Genomic DNA, 17,478 nt, shown 5'->3' with positions numbered 1-17,478 from the left:
TTCCTCGTTTGTTATATGTGAATTTAAAAGTATTAAATAAAAAACAGCTATAAATAAAAAGTGGAGCTTTACGGTCGTTCAAAGTTATATTTAGCAGTTTTAGCTTATAGCACATAATGGTTAGCACTTAGCTGTACTTATTAGACTAGACTATCTTGCGTGAGAGCGCTTATAAGGTCAAGATGACGCCGTGAATAATCGGTCATAAATTTGTCACTATTTCTAAAAAATAGCCAATATAAGCTTAAAACCTTTAGTTATAGCTAATTATATATAGTCATAATAATTATAATAGTTATGCTTTGTATCACAGCTAAGTGCTTATTTACTTAAGGTTTTATCATTACTTCTATAGTATCTAAAGCTGAGATTTTTGCTTGATATTACTATTATAAGTAGTTACTAATACTTGCTTATCATCGATATCATCAAATAATGACCAGTCAGGAACAACTTCATTATTCTTGATCACACTTATATCGGCCGTGGTTTCCATAATCACGGCAAAAACCTCAGACTTAGCCTTAATACCATTTTTGCGTAAAATCTGTTTAATATCATTAGTACTAAGTTTGGCTTTTTCTAAGTTATCCCAAAGATACTCACCGTTAGCCATCAAAACAACAGGCTGGTTGTCTATCAGCGCTTTGATGGGTTTAAATTTGCGTCTGACAATAGACAGCAGCGCTTGTAATAGAAACAACACGCCAATAGCAAAAACACCTTGTAATAGCGAGGTTGATTTTGATAGCACGGTAGAGGCCAAAATGCTACCAATGCCAACGGTCATGGCAAGATCGTAACTTGAGAGCTTAGAAAAGCTTCGTAAACCTACGATACGAGTAAACATTATCAAAAAGAAATAAAAACCAATAACCGATACAGTTATGCCAACGATTTGCTGCCAATCCATCCATAGCCAAGCTTGCCAATCCATAGTACACCCTCAATAGTTATCAAATTATTTATCTTCACTACTATCAATCACCAGCTAATGCAAAAATTTGCTTCTCCCCCTTGTTTTACTTATCTATAGCTAAATTTTGGCCAAAAAAAAGCAACCCAATAAGTGGTTGCTTTTGCGATACAGTCTAAACAATATTTTTTTTGTTTTAACAAACAAAGTAATCTGATGACGATTTAATCTTTATAGAATTAAGCTAACTGATAAATCAATTGAGCCTAATAAATAAGATTAGATAGCTTCGATTTGCTCAGCTTGTGGGCCTTTTTTGCCTTCACCTAAAACGAAAGACACTTTTTGACCTTCGGCTAGGGTCTTGAAACCACCACCTTGGATAGCGCTGTAGTGAGCGAATACGTCTTGTCCGCCGTTATCTTGCGCGATAAAACCAAAACCTTTAGCTTCATTAAACCACTTTACAGTGCCTTCAACTTTATCAGACATAAATTTTCCTAACTCTTTAACTGTTGGCAAGACGTATGTCGTTGCCTATTGATTGATGAATACTTAATTAATTTGTTAGCAGAATGCTAAAACTAAATAACGCTTTATCACAGTGATATTGCACTATTTTTGTCGCAAACCTCTTAAGTACAACTTTATTATAGCAGTTTTTATAATCAATGATAGATTAAATTAAGGAGTTTTGTAAAAGTTTTTTACTAGTACTAAAAGCTGTAAATACCACCGAAACTAGTGGTTATTAAATTTAACCTTAACCTTTATGGGTAAGACTTTTATAGCATTAAGGCTGCATAAATTCACTTAGTTGCATATAGTATCTTCTAGTAGCTAAACTGAGGTAAAAGCTGCACTACAGTTATAGAAAAGTCATAGAAAGCAAACAGCACTTGCCCAAACCAGCAGTTACTTGATCATCGAGTAGGTAGTGCTAGCCAAGGTGAAGATAATACTAATAAACACAAGGCAAAGAATACTAGCGCAAAAGATTGGCTGTAAGCGATGTATTTAGAAGGTACCACTAAGTCTTCAGTAGAATCAGGAATGCCTGTACGCTTGAGCAGACGAGTGCCGTATATCCAGCCAAATACGGTATAAATTCCATAAGCAGCAGGAACCGCAACTGCTAACGGGGTCAGCTCAATCACATATAGCATAGCTACTGAGATAAAGAACCAAGCCGTATCTAATAGTGAGCTGACTCGAAAAAATAATGATTTAGGAAGTTTGCCATTATTACGCTTAAGCATCTCCCCTTCTATCAAAATAAGTATAGCAACTACTGCACTACAACCTATATATGCAAACTGTGGATTCAACCATTCTGGAAAAGACATTAGTGCGACACAACCTATAGTTTATAAAAAGAGAAAATAAAACAATGGGGATCAAAGAATGACAAGATTTTAAATAGCCCTTTATTCGGTGGCTTTAATGACTAACAAGCACTCTATCGCTTGCTTATATTGGGCGGCTAATAGTGGTTTTCAACCATTATGCTCAACTTAATTGCAAAACATAGCTTAAATTTGTGCGTATATTCGCTTGCCTTTACCGCTATTATTTTATTAGCAGAGCAGCATGAGAATAATAGTGAAAGAACAGAACTGCCAATAAATAAAAGCCCATGCTATCAATTTGATAACATGGGTTATAAGTCGCGGATCTAATAACTATTAATAATTAGCTTTTACTAAGCAAAAAATTATTTGATTAATTAGTTTTTGTCTTTATCGATGATTTTATTACCACCAATCCAAGGCATCATACCGCGCAATTTAGCACCAGTTATTTCGATTTGATGCTCAGCATTGTTACGACGACGTGCAGTCATTGAAGGATAGTTAGTTGCCCCTTCAGAGATGAACATTTTCGCATACTCACCAGACTGAATACGTTTAAGAGCGTTGCGCATAGCTTCGCGAGATTGCTCATTGATGACTTCAGGGCCAGTAACATATTCGCCATATTCAGCGTTATTACTGATTGAATAATTCATGTCAGCGATACCGCCTTCATACATTAAGTCAACGATAAGTTTGAGCTCATGTAGGCACTCAAAGTAAGCCATTTCTGGAGCATAACCGGCTTCAGTTAGGGTTTCAAAGCCCATTTTAACTAGCTCAACAGCACCACCACAAAGTACCGCTTGCTCACCGAATAGATCGGTTTCTGTTTCATCTTTAAAAGTAGTTTCGATAATACCTGAACGACCACCACCAACACCAGCAGCATAAGATAAGGCTAGTTGTTTGGCTTGACCAGACGCATCTTGGTAGATAGCGATAAGATCAGGGATACCACCGCCTTTTACAAACTCATTACGTACGGTATGACCTGGTGCTTTTGGCGCTACCATGATCACGTCAAGATCGCTACGTGGCTCTACTTGGTTGTAATGAATGGCAAAACCATGAGCAAAGGCAAGGGTTGCACCCTCTTTGATATTAGGTTCAATCTCGTTTTGATATAGCGCTTTTTGGAACTCATCAGGAGTCAAAATCATGACCACATCAGCCGCTTTTACCGCATCGGCAACTTCAGCAACTTTTAGACCAGCATTTTCAGCTTTTTTCCATGAGCTAGAATCAGCACGTAGACCAACAGTAACATCGACACCTGATTCTTGTAGGTTCAAAGCGTGGGCATGGCCTTGTGAGCCGTAACCGATAATAGCAACTTTTTTGCCTTGGATAATAGATAGATCACAATCTTTGTCATAAAAAACGTTCATAGGTAGAGTCCTTTTCCTCAATCATGGAGAGCCATGGATAGTAAGATACTTATAACGCACTATTCCTATAAGAAAAAGTGCGCTTTATAAGCGTTATGTTAAATTCTAAGTGTTAATTTTTAAATTGAAATTTGGTCCTGGTTAAACGCTCAGCGTTCTTTCACCACGAGCGATACCGATGACGCCTGAACGTACCACTTCTAAAATACGTTCACGACCAAGCACATCTATAAAGCCATCAAGCTTGGCCGTATCACCAGCGATTTGAAGGGTATAGATACTAGCGTTAACATCAACGATTTGCGCCCGAAAAATATCCGCACTGCGTTTAATCTCTTCGCGTATATTACCGACTGCGCGAACTTTAATCAGCATCAGTTCACGCTCAACGTGTACAGTATCAGATAAGTTAAGGACTTTGACTACTTCTATTAGCTTATGCAACTGTTTAGTCATTTGTTCGATTTTTTCTAGTGAAGTAATAGTCGTCAAGGTCAAGCGTGAAATAGTAGGATCGTCTGTCGGTGCGACGTTCAGAGTCTCGATATTATAGCCGCGTTGGGAAAATAAACCAACGACCCGCGACAACGATCCCGCTTCGTTTTCCATCAATACCGAAATCAGATGTTGTTGCATTAGGTACGCTCTCCTTTAGTTAACCACATATCACGCATAGTCTGTCCAGCAATTTGCATGGGATAAACATGCTCATTACGATCGACATAGACGTCAATGAATACTAGTCTATCAGTCATAGCCATTGCTTCAGCTATCTGTGCTTCCATAGTCTGAGGATCAGTAATTTTGATACCCACATGACCGTAGCTCTCGGCGAGTTTTACGAAATCTGGTAAAGAGTTCATATAAGACTGGGCATGACGACCTTCATAAAGCATATCTTGCCACTGCTTAACCATACCCAACTGCGCATTATTTATATTTAGGATTTTGACTGGTATATTGTATTGTAAGCAAGTTGACAGCTCTTGAATATTCATCTGAATAGAGCCTTCACCAGTGATACAAACCACATCACGATCCGGACACGCCAGCTTAGCAGCCATAGCATACGGCAAGCCGACGCCCATAGTACCAAGGCCACCTGAGTTTAGCCATTGGCGCGGCTCTCTATAAGTATAATAAAGCGCAGCGAACATTTGATGCTGACCAACATCACTAGTGATGATAGCGTTGCCATCGGTTACTCTGCACATTGCTTCTACTACACTCTGAGGCTTGATGCCATTTTCGGTGCTAGTGTCATAGCGTAGACCATGACGCTTACGCCATTCATTAATCTGCGACCACCAATCTAACAATGCCGGCTGATCTAACTGACTATCAGTGCCAATCAGCTCTAACATATCAGTCAATACAGATTTTACATCACCAACGATAGGCACATGCGCAAAGATAGTTTTCGAAATAGAGGTAGGATCAATGTCAATATGGATAATAGTAGCATCAGGACAGAATTTTTTGACGTTGTTAGTCACTCGATCATCGAAACGCGCACCAATAGCTAAGATAACATCCGCATGATGCATGCTCATATTGGCTTCATAAGTACCATGCATACCGAGCATGCCTAGGAACTGCTCATCGAAACCGTCGAAAGCACCTAAACCCATCAAGGTATTAGTCACTGGTAAGTTCAAGCGATGAGCAAGATCTCTAAGCTCGTGATGAGCATTACTCCAAATTACTCCACCACCAGAATAAACAACCGGACGCTTGGCGGCGAGTAGAGTCTCAACCGCTTTCTTGATTTGACCACTATGGCCTTTTATCGATGGCTGATATGAACGGACAAATACTTCGCTTGGATACTCATAAGCATACTTCTCACTCGGAGCGGTCATATCCTTAGGCACATCGATAACCACTGGACCTGGACGGCCAGACTTAGCGATATGAAAAGCTTTTTTGACAATCATCGGGATTTCGCTAGCATGGCGCACTTGGAAGCTATGCTTAACGATAGGGCGCGATACACCGATCATGTCAGTTTCTTGGAAGGCATCTTCACCAATCAGGCTGCTCGGTACTTGTCCGGCAATCACTACCATCGGTACTGAGTCCATAAAAGCTGTAGCTATAGCAGTAACCGTGTTAGTCGCACCAGGACCTGATGTCGCTAGTACTACTCCAGTGTCACCTGTCACTCGTGAATAAGCATCAGCCATGTGACCTGCTGCTTGCTCGTGACGCACTAAAATATGCTCGATATTATCTTGTTGGAATAACGCATCATAGATATGCAGAACCGCACCACCTGGATAGCCAAAAATATATTTGACACCCTCGTCAGTGAGCGACTGTACTAGCATTTCAGCACCAGTCATCATTACTGGTTCGTTACCACCTTCAGCAAGCAGTTTTTGTTTCTCTTGGAAGTTTTTGGCAGCATTAGCCGTTTGAGTATGTCCAGTCATATTTGGACTTTGAGTAGTTTGCGTCACTGTCATCACCTTTATTTACGGCGCAGACTAGCAGAGTTTTGTCAGTATTTATAATGGCGTCAGTTATGGCTTAGACGTAGTTATAGTACCTAAAAATAGTGCTGGTCGTTGTCTATATAAGAATATGTACCCACTATGTAAAAGTAGCGCTACTTTGTAGGCTAGCCTGCTATTTGCACATAACAATTTATAGGGTCAGCTTTGTGATGGGATATTATCGGATACAGTGACAAGATGCGAGCGCATCTATAAAAGAAAAAGAAGCTTATTATTATTTTAAACACTCATATTCAACGATAAAGTAGAGAGGCCTAACAGTCATATATAGCTAGCAATCATTGTAGATTGTGTTATCGCTAACTGTTGCCCTTTGCAGGTTAACAGTAGCCTATTGACTATCATTTAAGCTGTCTATCCTATCTATCAAATTAGCAAAAACCATTATCCTGATATAGGCTTATGTCAGTAATGACAACCAGCAAATACAGCTATGGCTAATGAGTAGTACAAATAATGGTAAATAATAAGTTTATCTTAGTCATTGTAGACCGATAAGTCCGGAGACAAATAACACTGCTGATAATTATAGTCATGATGACCATTATCTTTACTGTGCTATTGCCACAAAGAAGGTAAACCAACAGAGCTACTGATAAGTAGCCAAATAGGCTTTATCTTCAAGTGCTACGGCAATATTGTAAATGCCGCTCACTGACCAACCAACTAGGATTAGTTTCAACGGTTTAGCCCCTATTGTCAAGAAAAAATTATAAAGCCTATCCCCAACTAATGGTTATTAAATAATATCCATTGATAAGTATTTTTTGTTAGAATCAATAGTTAGCATATAAGCATTGGCTATGCAAAGCCCTAAGGTTTTACTCCTAAGCTTGGCTTACTATTGCTCGAATCGATAACTGGCTGTAGGCCTTGGCGTTACCATACTTTTAATATTAAATCGACAGGACAGCTATTATGGCAGCAGTATCTATGATGAATTATGTGACTAAACTATTTATGCTATTAATGGCTATTAGTATGTGGGCACTATCAATAAATGCTAGCCACGCTGTTGAAGTTTATAAATCGATTGGCAGTTATGGCGAAGTCAAATATAGTCAACATCCGCCAAAAAACGGTGAGAGCATCGAAACGATTGAGTTTCGCAATGATGGCCGCCAGAATACTCCAGGGCAGCTGGCCGGTAAAACTGACGCTAATCAAACTAATAATAGCCAAAGCGCTGAACAACAGCGAGTGGCTCAGCTAGAAGCTCGTATTAAAGATCAAGAAGCGCAAGCTAATGCTCAGCGCTGTCAAACACTACGTAATAACTTGACTAACCTCAATGCCAATGGCCCTATCTATGAGACGGATGCTAGTGGCAAGCGTGAATATCTTGACAGTCGTGAAATCGAACTAAAACGTGAGCGAGTACAACAAACTATTGGTCAATATTGCAGTTAATCTATGCTATTGCTAGATTAGATAGCCAATACTATTAGCCCCTCTCTATCATTAGCCGATATTTAAAGGCTAATTAGCGCAATAACTTGTCGAACAGCCGCAGGCATATCTTGTGCTTGCAGGCCACGCTGACCTATTAAGGGTCGTCTATCTAAGTTTGCCGTACAGCTGAAACTATTATCCCCTTTGTCAGATAATTGGTTCATCAACAAATCTGCTGCTAGGCCATGAATAAGTACCGCTTGGCGTAGACTGTGCTGCTCAGCGCTCAAGTCTTGTTGAGCCAATAACCCAGCGCTCACCCCTGATAACACATCACCCATGCCAGCGCTTGCCATACCCGCATTACCAGCTGCGCAAACATAAACTTGACTCTGTGTTTCTGATACCTGCCCTAGCCCCTTTTCTAAAACTAAAGAACCGGCGCCTTTTAATACCCAATCACCACCATAAGTAGCTGCGCATTGTTTTATCGCCGCTAGTCGATCATCCTCTATAGCTATAATATCTTTATCTAATAGACGGGCTGCTTCGCCACTGTGCGGAGTCAAGCAAACTTGGTGAGTAACAGAGTAGTGTTTTAGCTGAGCAATTATTTTATGGCCTTGTTTATGTAATGAAGCCAAATGATAAAGGCCATCAGCATCGATTACTATGGCATGATCTTGCTGCATTACCGCTTGCAGGTAGTGGGCCAATAGATTTTCCGCACTTTTATCACGGCCAAGCCCCATCCCTATCGCCACGACACTCGCCTCTTTAATGAGACTTTTGACTCCTGCAATATCATGTAAATCAATAGTCATAGCGTCTGGTAGCGAGGTTAGTAGCGCCCCATGAAAGGCGGTATGACAAGCGACTGTTATTTTACCGGCCCCAGTAGCCATAGCACTAGCCGAGGCTAGGATAGCAGCTCCGCCCATACCTTGTGAGCCCTCTATCTGATTACCGCCTATTACTAACACATGACCATAACTGCCTTTATAACTGTTTTGGCGACGCGCAGATAATCTCTGTGCGGTACTCAATAAGGTAGCGGCGGCTGTTAGTTTGCCATAAGGTATCAGTGGGATATCGATGATGACGCCCGCATAGTCCATACCGTCTTTAGTATGGAGGCCAAACTTACGAGCTATCAAACACAAAGTTACGTCAGCTTCGATAGCTAGGCGCTCGAATACTTGGCCAGTTGTAGCTACTAAACCACTAGGAATATCTACAGCCACTACTAGCGCTTCACCATAGTTATGATGCTGTTTAGCAGCTTTATTAAAGCACTCAATAGCTTGTTTATAGATACCGCTTGGTGAGCGATTTAGACCAATACCGAATAGCGCATCGACAAAGACATCAGCCGATAAGTTAGAGGCAAATGCCATATTGTTAGCTTGCTGATCCTCGAAGCGTAGACAAGGAACAGCTGCCCTCAAAGCCAACTGCTGAGCTTTTATGGCGTCTGGCATTGGTTCATTTTTAGAGGCTTTATCTCCATCTTGTTCCTCATTACGGTTATGACTAAGGTCGTCAATAGCTACTGTCAGTACGGTTACCTGCCAGCCTGCTTGTTGCAGATAATAAGCTACTAGCCAACCGTCACCGCCATTATTGCCATGACCAACCCAGATAATTGCACTTGGCGTTCTATCAACAACAGCATAAAGGTACTCCTGTCTTAATGCAGCAGTAACTAGCTTTTGATGGTGCTGCGCTTCAAGTTGAATAATATGCTGAGTCATTTGCCAAGCTGCTTGTTGCATAAGTGCAAAACTATCATAACCTTGTGCAAACCAAGCTTGTTCCATAGCATAGAGCTGTTGACTATCATACAAGCTGACAGGTAACTTAGTAGTTGCCATCGCCATTGTTGGGTCACTAATTAATAGATGTTTTTTAGTAGGCATACATAGTCCTTAATGACTGGTTTAAAATGGCTATCTCTAAGCGGCTATCTGATAGTTTTAATAAGCTGATCTAAGCATACCTGATATTGTCTAATAACATGAATGACTATTTATTAGCGGTTATATTATTAGCTGCTATACTCACACTACTAGTCATCTAAGCTATGCATCTTATCACTATGGCATACATTTAATGATCTTAACTTTGTTCTTTCACGCTACTATTTATTACCCACTATGACTATTAAACCCACAGTAACAAATGTAGAAAACAATATTATAATGGTCAATCAAGGCGCATTTGCGACAGCCGATGATGTCAAGCTATGGATAAAAGCACAAGCGCAAGCCTTAGGCTTTGGCGACTGTGGGTTTTTATCTGTACATCATCCACTGTTTGCTCAGCAGATGGAACAGTTACAGCTTTGGCTAGCTAAAGGCTATGAAGGTCAGCTCCAGTTTATGCATCAAAACCATGAGCTGCGTGCTCATCCTGATCAGCTAGTGGCTGGGGCAAAAACTATCATTAGTGTGCGCATGGACTACCTGTCTCAAGCACCAAAATCCCGTACTGTTGAGGATAATGATCGCCCTAATCACGGCATCATTGCGCGTTATGCCCGAGGTCGTGATTACCATAAGACTATGCGTGCTAGACTCAAACAATTAGCTTTAAAGATAGAAACTATGCTTCCTGAGTGGCAACATTTGGCTATTGGTGCTGACAGCGACTTTGTGTTTCGACCTTTTAGCGACTCTGCACCCATATTTGAGCGTCCGATAGCGGATGCCGCAGGGCTTGGTTGGACGGGCAAACATACGTTATTATTGAATAAACAAGCGGGCTCGTTCTTTGTATTAGGCGAGCTGTTCATGAGCTTAGAGCTACCTGACGACCAGCCTATTGCTGCTCATTGCGGCAGTTGTAGTGCTTGCATCGATATTTGTCCTACCCAAGCAATCGTTGCCCCTCATGAACTCAATGCCGCCGCTTGCATCTCCTACCTGACTATTGAGCATAAAGGCAGTATCGACATAAAGTATCGCCGTGCCATAGGCAATCGAGTATTTGGTTGTGACGACTGTCAACTTATTTGTCCTTGGAATCGCTATGCGCAGCTGACAACCGTCAACGACTTTGCACCTAGGCATGGGTTAGATAACAGCAGTCTGCTTGAGCTTTGGCAATGGCAAGAGCCGGATTTTTTGCGTTATACAGAAGGTAGCCCACTTAGACGTACTGGCTACCTCAGCTTTCTACGCAATATTGCTATTGGTCTAGGCAATGTTGCTGGTAATCCTGAGGTTATAAGCCGATTACAAGCTAAATTAGGTATTCATGGTGATTTGCTCGATGAGCACATTGATTGGGCCTTATTAGAGCAGCAAGCAAAGATAAGCACTAATGACTAACTGGCTAGTCATTAAATAGAAAGTTATTGCCTCGAATGAAGAGCTATCCCCTCCTTCATTTTTGGTTTTTTGTTATTCATGGTTAATAATCGTTAATTAATAAAGGGCAATAGTAAAAAACTTAATAAATGAGGGCAATAAAAGCCCTTAACTAATAGTTACTATCAAAACACATTTAATAAAAATTAATTAATAGACAGCCTTTAATAAAGCTATTTAATAAAAAAGCGCCTCTTAGCTATTAAGAGGCGCTTTTTGCATTATAGTAACTAACTTAAAAAAATTAATACTAAACAGTGTTTTATTTAAAATCTTATGGCTTAGGAATACGTAGTACTTGACCTGGATAGATCTTGTCAGGACTAGATAGCATAGGCTTGTTAGCTTCGAATATTTTCATATAATCGTTAGCTGAACCGTATACGCTCTGTGCAATCTTAGACAAGTTGTCACCAGATTTTACGGTATACATAGTTGATTCAGGTGCATCTTCTTCAATATCGATGTTATCAATGACTTTAGCTACGTTTTGTACGTTACCAATAGCGATGATAGCTTTTTCACGATCTGCTTGAGTCTTAGCGTTACCACTGATTTCAGCAGTATCAGTAGATCCATCATACTTAATTTTTAAGTTAGTGATGTTAAGGTTCTGTTGTTGAATACGACGTAACAAGATATTGGCTACTGACTGGGCAGAAGGCTCACTATCTTTTACTGGCGTATTAGAATCTGCTTTACTTTCTTTTTTGGCATCGTGTTTAGCATCATCACGATTAAAAATTTTATCACCAATATCCTTTGCGAAACTAAAAATTCCCATTAAATTATTCCTTAAATTGTTGTTATTGAGGTTTGTGGCTTGTTCTGACAATAAGTATAACAAACCAATAAAAATTACATAGTAGGTGTTTGTTGAATAATGTTAAGGAAATTTAACTCATACGGTAGCAAAATATGGATAAACGTAAAGCGGATAATATTTTTCTCACAAAAAAACCGCTTATCTATAAAGATAAGCGGTCTAGTACTATCTACTAAAGTATTAAGTTATTACAATTGTGCTTGTACGTAGTCTACTGCTTTTTGAACAGTAGTTAATTCTGCTGAATCTTCGTCAGGAATAGTGATACCAAAATCACTTTCGAATGACATAACTAGCTCAACTAAATCTAATGAATCAGCACCTAAGTCTTCCATAAAAGAAGCTTCATTGCTGATATCTTCAACATTCATGCCTAACTGTTCTGCTACTGCAGACTTTACTCTTTGCTCAGTATCATTACTCATGTAGGTAACTCCCTTTTATTTATCACTTTTAAAAATAACCATCTGACTGCTTAGATGAGCCGATGGCATATATAGAATTTGGCAAATTATGTCAGATTAACACTCTCAACTTGCTTCAACGGTTTTAGGGCACACTTGATGTCAGTTGAGACCTTGTTATAATACAAGGTTTGACATAAAAGTGTCCGTTATTATATCACCATTATTTATAGTTTACACTCGTTCACACAGATTTTTGTTGATTGAATGTAACTAGTTATCCACTCTACATATACATGCCGCCATTGACTGGTATTACAGCGCCAGTAATATAGCTAGCTTCATCGCTGGCTAAGAATAATACTGCAGCGGCAATATCTTCTGGCTGCCCTAAACGACCGATAGGCACAGCGTCCAGCATAGAGTTGAGCAAACGCTCATCCATCTCATCCGTCATATCAGTTTCGATAAGTCCAGGAGCCACACTATTGACAGTGATTTGGCGTGAACCGATTTCACGGGCCAGCGTACGGCTGAAACCTTCAACACCAGCTTTGGTAGCAGCGTAGTTAGCTTGGCCAGCATTACCCATTTGGGCAACTACTGAACTGATATTAATAATACGACCACGACGTGCTTTCATCATGCCACGGATAGCACGCTTACTCATGCGATATACTGATGATAAGTTGGTATCTATGACATTATCCCAATCTTCATCTTTCATGCGCATTAATAAGCCATCTTGAGTGATGCCTGCATTATTAACTAGTACTTGTACCGCACCATAAACGCTCTCAATCTCTTCAAACAGCTTTTCGATCTGCGCACCATCACGCACATCCAATACTCGACCAATACCACCAGAATCATGCAAATAATCATTGATAAGCGTTGCGCCTTTGTCACTAGTGGCAGTACCTATAACGAAATGACCTTCTTTAGCAAAGCGTTTGGCTACTGCTTTTCCGATACCACGACTGGCACCAGTAACTAATGTAATCGTACGACTCATGATAATACCTCGATTAATTTGTCTAAGCGAACAGGTTTGTCGGTTGGGTAACTGGCGATAGGATGAGCCTGGCGCTTAGCTAAGTTACTCAACACATTACCACTGCCACATTCTATCAAAATATTAATTTGCTTATCAGCCAGCTCTTGCATAGTTTTCGACCATAATACGGGCTCACTAAGCTGCTCAGTTAAGGCTTGCTTAATACCTACAGCGCTGCTTTCAACATGAGCGTGACGGTTCTGAATAACTGGAATAGTAGCTTGGTCAAATTTTATTTTAGCCAAAGCTTCAGCGAGTGCTTGACTTGCTGGCTGCATCAAGGCGCAATGTGAAGGCACGCTTACCTTTAGCGCTATAGCCTTTTTGCCAGTATTTTGCACTTTATCTATAACGGCATTCACCCCTGCAGCATTACCAGAAACCACTACTTGTCCTGGACTATTAAAGTTCGCCGCCCCGACTATAGCCTCTTCCACATGTTCAGTAGCTTGCTCACATAAAGTGACAACTCTACTATCCTCAAGACCTAACACTGCAGCCATCGCTGTATCAATACCGACAACGGCGTCTTGCATCAACTGACCACGCTTATGGACTAGCTGTATCGCATCGGCAAAAGAGATCACCCCAGAGGCACATAGGGCGCTATATTCGCCTAAAGAATGCCCAGCAAAGTAGTATGGCATTTCAGTCATTTTAGTTTGCAAAACTCGCCAAATAGCAATACTAGCTGCTAGCAAGGCTGGCTGAGTATATTGAGTTTGATTGAGTAGGTCTTCATCTTGGCAGATCGCCCACAAATCTTCACCAAGCGCTTGGCTAGCCTCAGCAAACGTTTCCTTAATTTGTGGGTAAAGTTCACTCAGCTCGGCAGTCATTCCTAAAGCTTGCGAGCCTTGTCCAGGGAAGATTACCGCAATGCGTGGTGCCGGTAGTGCTGTATCGGGTGCCGATGCCATAGCCAATATTCCTTAAGTAAATTGGGCAGATAACTAGAACAGATCTGCTATCTTATTAGGTGTACTGCGTATTTAGATATAATAATTAACGAGATAGGTGCAAGAGAATTATAGCAACTGCTTAGTAGCAAACTATACACTGCTGAGCGCTATTCTCCTAGTCTAGCTAACCTAGGAACAATAACTATATAAAAAATTCGCTGTTTATGACCTGCACCTATTATTCATAATAGTAACAATAATAACTAGGTATCGGTAATAAATACTAAAGGGGACAAATTAAACATAATAAAAAGCCAAGTTATCCAGCCACATAATATATGGTAGCGAAATAACTTGGCTTTTATTAGCTCAATAGCTATGACTTTATTATAGTGATAAGCAGCAGTTACAAATGATGATAAACACCTTAGGAACTAACCGCCTAGACTATCATTAAGTCAATAAACTAAGCTTCTTGACTGACTTTAAACAATTGACGACCACGGTAGAAACCATCTTTAGTCATGTGATGACGACGATGTTTTTCACCAGTAGTGGCATCTATGCTTAGCTCAGCAATTTCCATGCGGTGATGTGAACGGCGCATGTCACGACGAGAACGGCTTTTACGACTTTTTTGAACAGCCATGATATAGCTCCTATGCTTAAAAAGGGTAAGCTTGAAATTCAGCTTTAATGGATATTGGCTTGGGCTTATATGATAATTTATATCACAATTATCACCAGCTGACCTACCATTGAATTAAAAGGGTGACTACTTGCAATAAACCGCTGATCGAATCTAAACTCTATGGATAAATCCGTTCAATCAGTAGTGCTTGGCAAACAGGGTATTGTCAGTATGCAATAAACCGGACATTATACGCATGTTTAACTAAATAATAAAGCCCTGCCAGCAACACTTTTATACAAAGACCACAAAAGGTCTCTCAAGACTTTATCAGCTAGTAGTAAATCGAAGTATAGCGACTATAGCTTACCTTTTAGTGCTCCTAGAGCGGCAAAAGGATTTTCGGTCTCTTCTTCAGGAATATCACCTACTTGCTCGACACCCATTTCGCAATCATCATGCTTGGGCGCCATTGGTGCTTTAAGCAATATTTCATCTTCAACTAACTTTTTAAAAGGCAGTAAACGTTCAGGCGCAGGCTCAGTAATGACTTCGTCTAGTACTAAGTAATCTTGCTCTTCATTAACCATGTTTATTTGGCTTTCATCATCCAACAGCGCGATATTATAGTCATCCGTAAGATCTATAGCTATAGGTTGCAGACAACGCTGACACGTAAGCCATACTTCACCAGTTAAGGTGAAAGCCAAGTGCAGCACATTATTACGACGGTATAGGGTCGCATTTAGTTGTAAATTGCTTTGTTGGTGCTCATCACTTAATAGCGTGGTAAGACGACTAAAGGTCGCTGGCGCTACCTCTCCTGTCCACTCAAATCCACTATCTGCCCACTTATCTAACGAGATAGTTTCAGGCATAGTTGCTGAGTCAAGCGCTTGGCTGCTGTCAGGACGAACATCAGCTGCAATGCTAGCTTTAGGGTTTGACATAAGCGGTCTCAACGATCAAAAAGGAGTATAATATTGCCTGCCATACTAACGGAAACTGTCTCTTGACGCTAGCGCTAGTATGTTACGATTTTTGCCACTGACAGTGGCCAATTTCAGGCTATAAGGACAAGTTGTGGCTCAATATTATTAGATAGTACTGCCTCCTGATTTTACTACTTTATTGACTAGCGATAGCGCTGCTTTTTTAAAAGCTAGACCCCAAAGCTTAGAATCAAACTACTTTTTTTGTGTATAAGTTTATATTCACAAAAAGGCCTCACCCATAAAATAGGCAAGGCTAAAACGCTAGTATTTATTTACAAAAACAACAATCCCAAACCAATGATTACTCCGCTGACAACCAGTACAATCGCACAAAACCCCATGATATCTTTGGCTTTGAGTCCAGCTATTGCCAGCGCTGGCAAGGCCCAGAATGGCTGAATCATATTAGTCCAAGCATCGCCCCATGCAACAGCCATGGCAACTTTCGCCGGGTCACTGCCAAGCATTTCGGCAGCTTCTAACATAATGGGTGCTTGAACGGCCCACTGTCCACCACCTGAAGGGACAAAAAAGTTGACGAGTCCTGCACTTAAGAAGGCAAAAAGCGGCAGAGTGTCCGTTGTCGAAACACTGACGAACGCGTCTGACATGACTCCGGCCAAACCGGATGCTGTCATCATACCCATGATTCCGGCATAAAACGGAAATTGAACGATGATGGCGCCCGCTCCTTTGACCGCTTCTTGAACCGCAATCAGATATTTGCGAGGCGTTCCATGGAATATAATGCCTAGGAACAAAAACATAAAGTTAACTAAGTCGAGTGTTAACGCAAATCCATTTTGCACAAAATAATAAATGATAAAGGCAATGCCCATTGCGCCAATGAGCATTGATAAGACCCAGCTGTTTTCTATACGCTCTGCTGGTGTCATAGCCGATTTTGCAGGGAGTTCCTCAATGACTGGATCCATTAGGACTTTGGGATCTACTGTAACCGTATCTTCTTTGCTCGGCATCATCAAACGGTTTAGTAAAGGTACAGTAATAACTAACGCAGCAACAATGATTAAGTTATAGCTCGCAAAAATGGTTGCGCTTGTTGGAATGATACCAATCTTATCAACGAACGGATGTCCTTCTGTCGCAATTGACAACGGAATAGATCCGGAAAACCCAGCATGCCAGATTATAAATCCAGAATAAGCGCTGGCAATCAACAAACGGTAATCGACATTTTCAACACGCTTCGCTAATTCCTTTGCGAATAACGCACCAATAACCAATCCAAATCCCCAGTTGATCCAGCTGGCTGCAAGCGATACTAAGGTTACCAATATAATCGCACTACCTGGCGAATTGGCAAAACTTGCCAATTTGCCTAATCCTGTTTTAAATATTGGACTACTTGCCAAGACAAAACCAGTAACTAGTACCAGCACCATCTGCATTGAGAACGCCAGCAACGCCCAAAACCCTTCACCCCAAAACGCCACCATCTGTACAGCTGAAGAATCGGTTAAGCCTAAGCCTAACCCAAAGATGACTACCGTTAAAATAATGACGAATAAGAAAGGATCCGGTAAATACCTTTCCATCAAATTATTTGAGAAACGTGTGATTCCTCTCATTTCCTAACTCCCTTTTATCAAAATTGCCACTTCCTTGTTAGTGCTGGCTAATTTTTTATTGTTAATTATTCAATAAAAAGCTGTTTTCTAACACTAGGTTGCCTTCTCAAACTGCCCTTATCACCTTTCA

16 protein-coding genes are annotated in these 17,478 nt (G+C 40.6%); 2 read left to right on the top strand and 14 right to left on the bottom strand.

Annotated features, from left to right (window positions below; translation table 11 throughout):
• Window positions 1-358 precede the first annotated feature (358 nt).
• The 6 genes from KZA12_RS11680 to KZA12_RS11655 all read right to left on the bottom strand — a co-directional run bounded on the left by KZA12_RS11680 (window position 359) and on the right by KZA12_RS11655 (window position 6,007).
• Window positions 359-937, bottom strand: a complete 579-nt coding sequence (locus tag KZA12_RS11680; protein ID WP_218690337.1) for a DUF421 domain-containing protein — start codon at window positions 935-937, stop codon at window positions 359-361.
• Between the two features lie 258 nt (window positions 938-1,195).
• Window positions 1,196-1,408 carry a cold-shock protein gene (locus KZA12_RS11675; RefSeq protein WP_201623046.1) on the bottom strand — a complete coding sequence of 71 codons (213 nt, stop codon included), beginning with the start codon at window positions 1,406-1,408 and terminating at the stop codon, window positions 1,196-1,198.
• 431 nt (window positions 1,409-1,839) lie between these two features.
• A complete protein-coding gene (locus tag KZA12_RS11670; protein WP_218690336.1) occupies window positions 1,840-2,262 on the bottom strand; it encodes a hypothetical protein in 423 nt (140 codons plus the stop codon).
• Window positions 2,263-2,642: 380 nt separating this feature from the next.
• Entirely contained in the window at window positions 2,643-3,659 is a 1,017-nt protein-coding gene (gene ilvC, locus KZA12_RS11665) for a ketol-acid reductoisomerase (RefSeq protein ID WP_201623044.1), read from the bottom strand.
• Window positions 3,660-3,800: 141 nt separating this feature from the next.
• Window positions 3,801-4,295 (bottom strand): acetolactate synthase small subunit, encoded by a 495-nt coding sequence (gene ilvN, locus KZA12_RS11660; protein WP_218690335.1) that lies wholly within the window; start codon window positions 4,293-4,295, stop codon window positions 3,801-3,803.
• Window positions 4,295-6,007, bottom strand: coding sequence for an acetolactate synthase 3 large subunit (locus KZA12_RS11655; RefSeq protein WP_201623075.1), 1,713 nt, complete (start codon window positions 6,005-6,007; stop codon window positions 4,295-4,297). Before KZA12_RS11655 ends, ilvN begins: the two co-directional genes overlap by 1 nt.
• A 1,089-nt stretch (window positions 6,008-7,096) precedes the next feature.
• Here KZA12_RS11655 and KZA12_RS11650 point away from each other — a divergent pair.
• Entirely contained in the window at window positions 7,097-7,588 is a 492-nt protein-coding gene (locus KZA12_RS11650) for a DUF4124 domain-containing protein (protein ID WP_201623042.1), read from the top strand.
• 62 nt (window positions 7,589-7,650) lie between these two features.
• Here the strand turns inward: KZA12_RS11650 and KZA12_RS11645 are convergent, their stop codons facing one another.
• Window positions 7,651-9,489: an NAD(P)H-hydrate dehydratase gene (locus KZA12_RS11645; protein WP_218690334.1), complete on the bottom strand. Its 1,839-nt coding sequence runs from the start codon at window positions 9,487-9,489 to the stop codon at window positions 7,651-7,653.
• A gap of 282 nt (window positions 9,490-9,771) precedes the next feature.
• On the opposite strand from KZA12_RS11645, the gene queG reads away from it, so the two are divergent.
• On the top strand, window positions 9,772-10,902 hold the full coding sequence (queG, locus tag KZA12_RS11640) for a tRNA epoxyqueuosine(34) reductase QueG (RefSeq protein WP_256932953.1): 1,131 nt from the start codon (window positions 9,772-9,774) through the stop codon (window positions 10,900-10,902).
• A gap of 313 nt (window positions 10,903-11,215) precedes the next feature.
• Here queG and lysM read toward each other — a convergent pair whose 3' ends face one another.
• The 7 genes from lysM to KZA12_RS11605 form a co-directional block, all read right to left on the bottom strand.
• Window positions 11,216-11,725 (bottom strand): peptidoglycan-binding protein LysM, encoded by a 510-nt coding sequence (gene lysM, locus KZA12_RS11635; protein ID WP_201623039.1) that lies wholly within the window; start codon window positions 11,723-11,725, stop codon window positions 11,216-11,218.
• Between the two features lie 230 nt (window positions 11,726-11,955).
• The gene (gene acpP / locus KZA12_RS11630; RefSeq protein WP_201623038.1) at window positions 11,956-12,192 is read right to left on the bottom strand and encodes an acyl carrier protein; all 237 of its coding nucleotides are present in this window, start codon (window positions 12,190-12,192) and stop codon (window positions 11,956-11,958) included.
• A 265-nt stretch (window positions 12,193-12,457) separates the two neighbouring features.
• A complete protein-coding gene (fabG, locus tag KZA12_RS11625) occupies window positions 12,458-13,192 on the bottom strand; it encodes a 3-oxoacyl-ACP reductase FabG (RefSeq protein WP_373416616.1) in 735 nt (244 codons plus the stop codon).
• On the bottom strand, window positions 13,183-14,148 hold the full coding sequence (gene fabD, locus KZA12_RS11620; RefSeq protein ID WP_218690331.1) for an ACP S-malonyltransferase: 966 nt from the start codon (window positions 14,146-14,148) through the stop codon (window positions 13,183-13,185). Before fabD ends, fabG begins: the two co-directional genes overlap by 10 nt.
• Before the next feature lie 448 nt (window positions 14,149-14,596).
• Window positions 14,597-14,779, bottom strand: a complete 183-nt coding sequence (gene rpmF / locus KZA12_RS11615; protein ID WP_201623035.1) for a 50S ribosomal protein L32 — start codon at window positions 14,777-14,779, stop codon at window positions 14,597-14,599.
• Between the two features lie 341 nt (window positions 14,780-15,120).
• Window positions 15,121-15,711 (bottom strand): DUF177 domain-containing protein, encoded by a 591-nt coding sequence (locus KZA12_RS11610; protein WP_218690330.1) that lies wholly within the window; start codon window positions 15,709-15,711, stop codon window positions 15,121-15,123.
• A 317-nt stretch (window positions 15,712-16,028) separates the two neighbouring features.
• Complete coding sequence (locus tag KZA12_RS11605) at window positions 16,029-17,348, bottom strand: short-chain fatty acid transporter (RefSeq protein WP_218690329.1); 1,320 nt, start codon at window positions 17,346-17,348, stop codon at window positions 16,029-16,031.
• Window positions 17,349-17,478: the final 130 nt, after the last annotated feature.

Source organism: Psychrobacter sp. BF1 (genome assembly GCF_019279065.1).
GTDB lineage: Bacteria > Pseudomonadota > Gammaproteobacteria > Pseudomonadales > Moraxellaceae > Psychrobacter > Psychrobacter urativorans.
This window is presented reverse-complemented; position numbering and strand designations above follow the sequence as displayed.

Coding starts and splice junctions, on each gene's coding strand:
- KZA12_RS11680 (WP_218690337.1), bottom strand. CDS start 937: ATGGATTGGCAAGCTTGGCTATGGATGGATTGGCAGCAAATCGTTGGC.
- KZA12_RS11675 (WP_201623046.1), bottom strand. CDS start 1,408: ATGTCTGATAAAGTTGAAGGCACTGTAAAGTGGTTTAATGAAGCTAAA.
- KZA12_RS11670 (WP_218690336.1), bottom strand. CDS start 2,262: ATGTCTTTTCCAGAATGGTTGAATCCACAGTTTGCATATATAGGTTGT.
- ilvC (WP_201623044.1), bottom strand. CDS start 3,659: ATGAACGTTTTTTATGACAAAGATTGTGATCTATCTATTATCCAAGGC.
- ilvN (WP_218690335.1), bottom strand. CDS start 4,295: ATGCAACAACATCTGATTTCGGTATTGATGGAAAACGAAGCGGGATCG.
- KZA12_RS11655 (WP_201623075.1), bottom strand. CDS start 6,007: ATGATGACTGGTGCTGAAATGCTAGTACAGTCGCTCACTGACGAGGGT.
- KZA12_RS11650 (WP_201623042.1), top strand. CDS start 7,097: ATGGCAGCAGTATCTATGATGAATTATGTGACTAAACTATTTATGCTA.
- KZA12_RS11645 (WP_218690334.1), bottom strand. CDS start 9,489: ATGCCTACTAAAAAACATCTATTAATTAGTGACCCAACAATGGCGATG.
- queG (WP_256932953.1), top strand. CDS start 9,772: ATGGTCAATCAAGGCGCATTTGCGACAGCCGATGATGTCAAGCTATGG.
- lysM (WP_201623039.1), bottom strand. CDS start 11,725: ATGGGAATTTTTAGTTTCGCAAAGGATATTGGTGATAAAATTTTTAAT.
- acpP (WP_201623038.1), bottom strand. CDS start 12,192: ATGAGTAATGATACTGAGCAAAGAGTAAAGTCTGCAGTAGCAGAACAG.
- fabD (WP_218690331.1), bottom strand. CDS start 14,148: ATGGCATCGGCACCCGATACAGCACTACCGGCACCACGCATTGCGGTA.
- rpmF (WP_201623035.1), bottom strand. CDS start 14,779: ATGGCTGTTCAAAAAAGTCGTAAAAGCCGTTCTCGTCGTGACATGCGC.
- KZA12_RS11610 (WP_218690330.1), bottom strand. CDS start 15,711: ATGTCAAACCCTAAAGCTAGCATTGCAGCTGATGTTCGTCCTGACAGC.
- KZA12_RS11605 (WP_218690329.1), bottom strand. CDS start 17,348: ATGAGAGGAATCACACGTTTCTCAAATAATTTGATGGAAAGGTATTTA.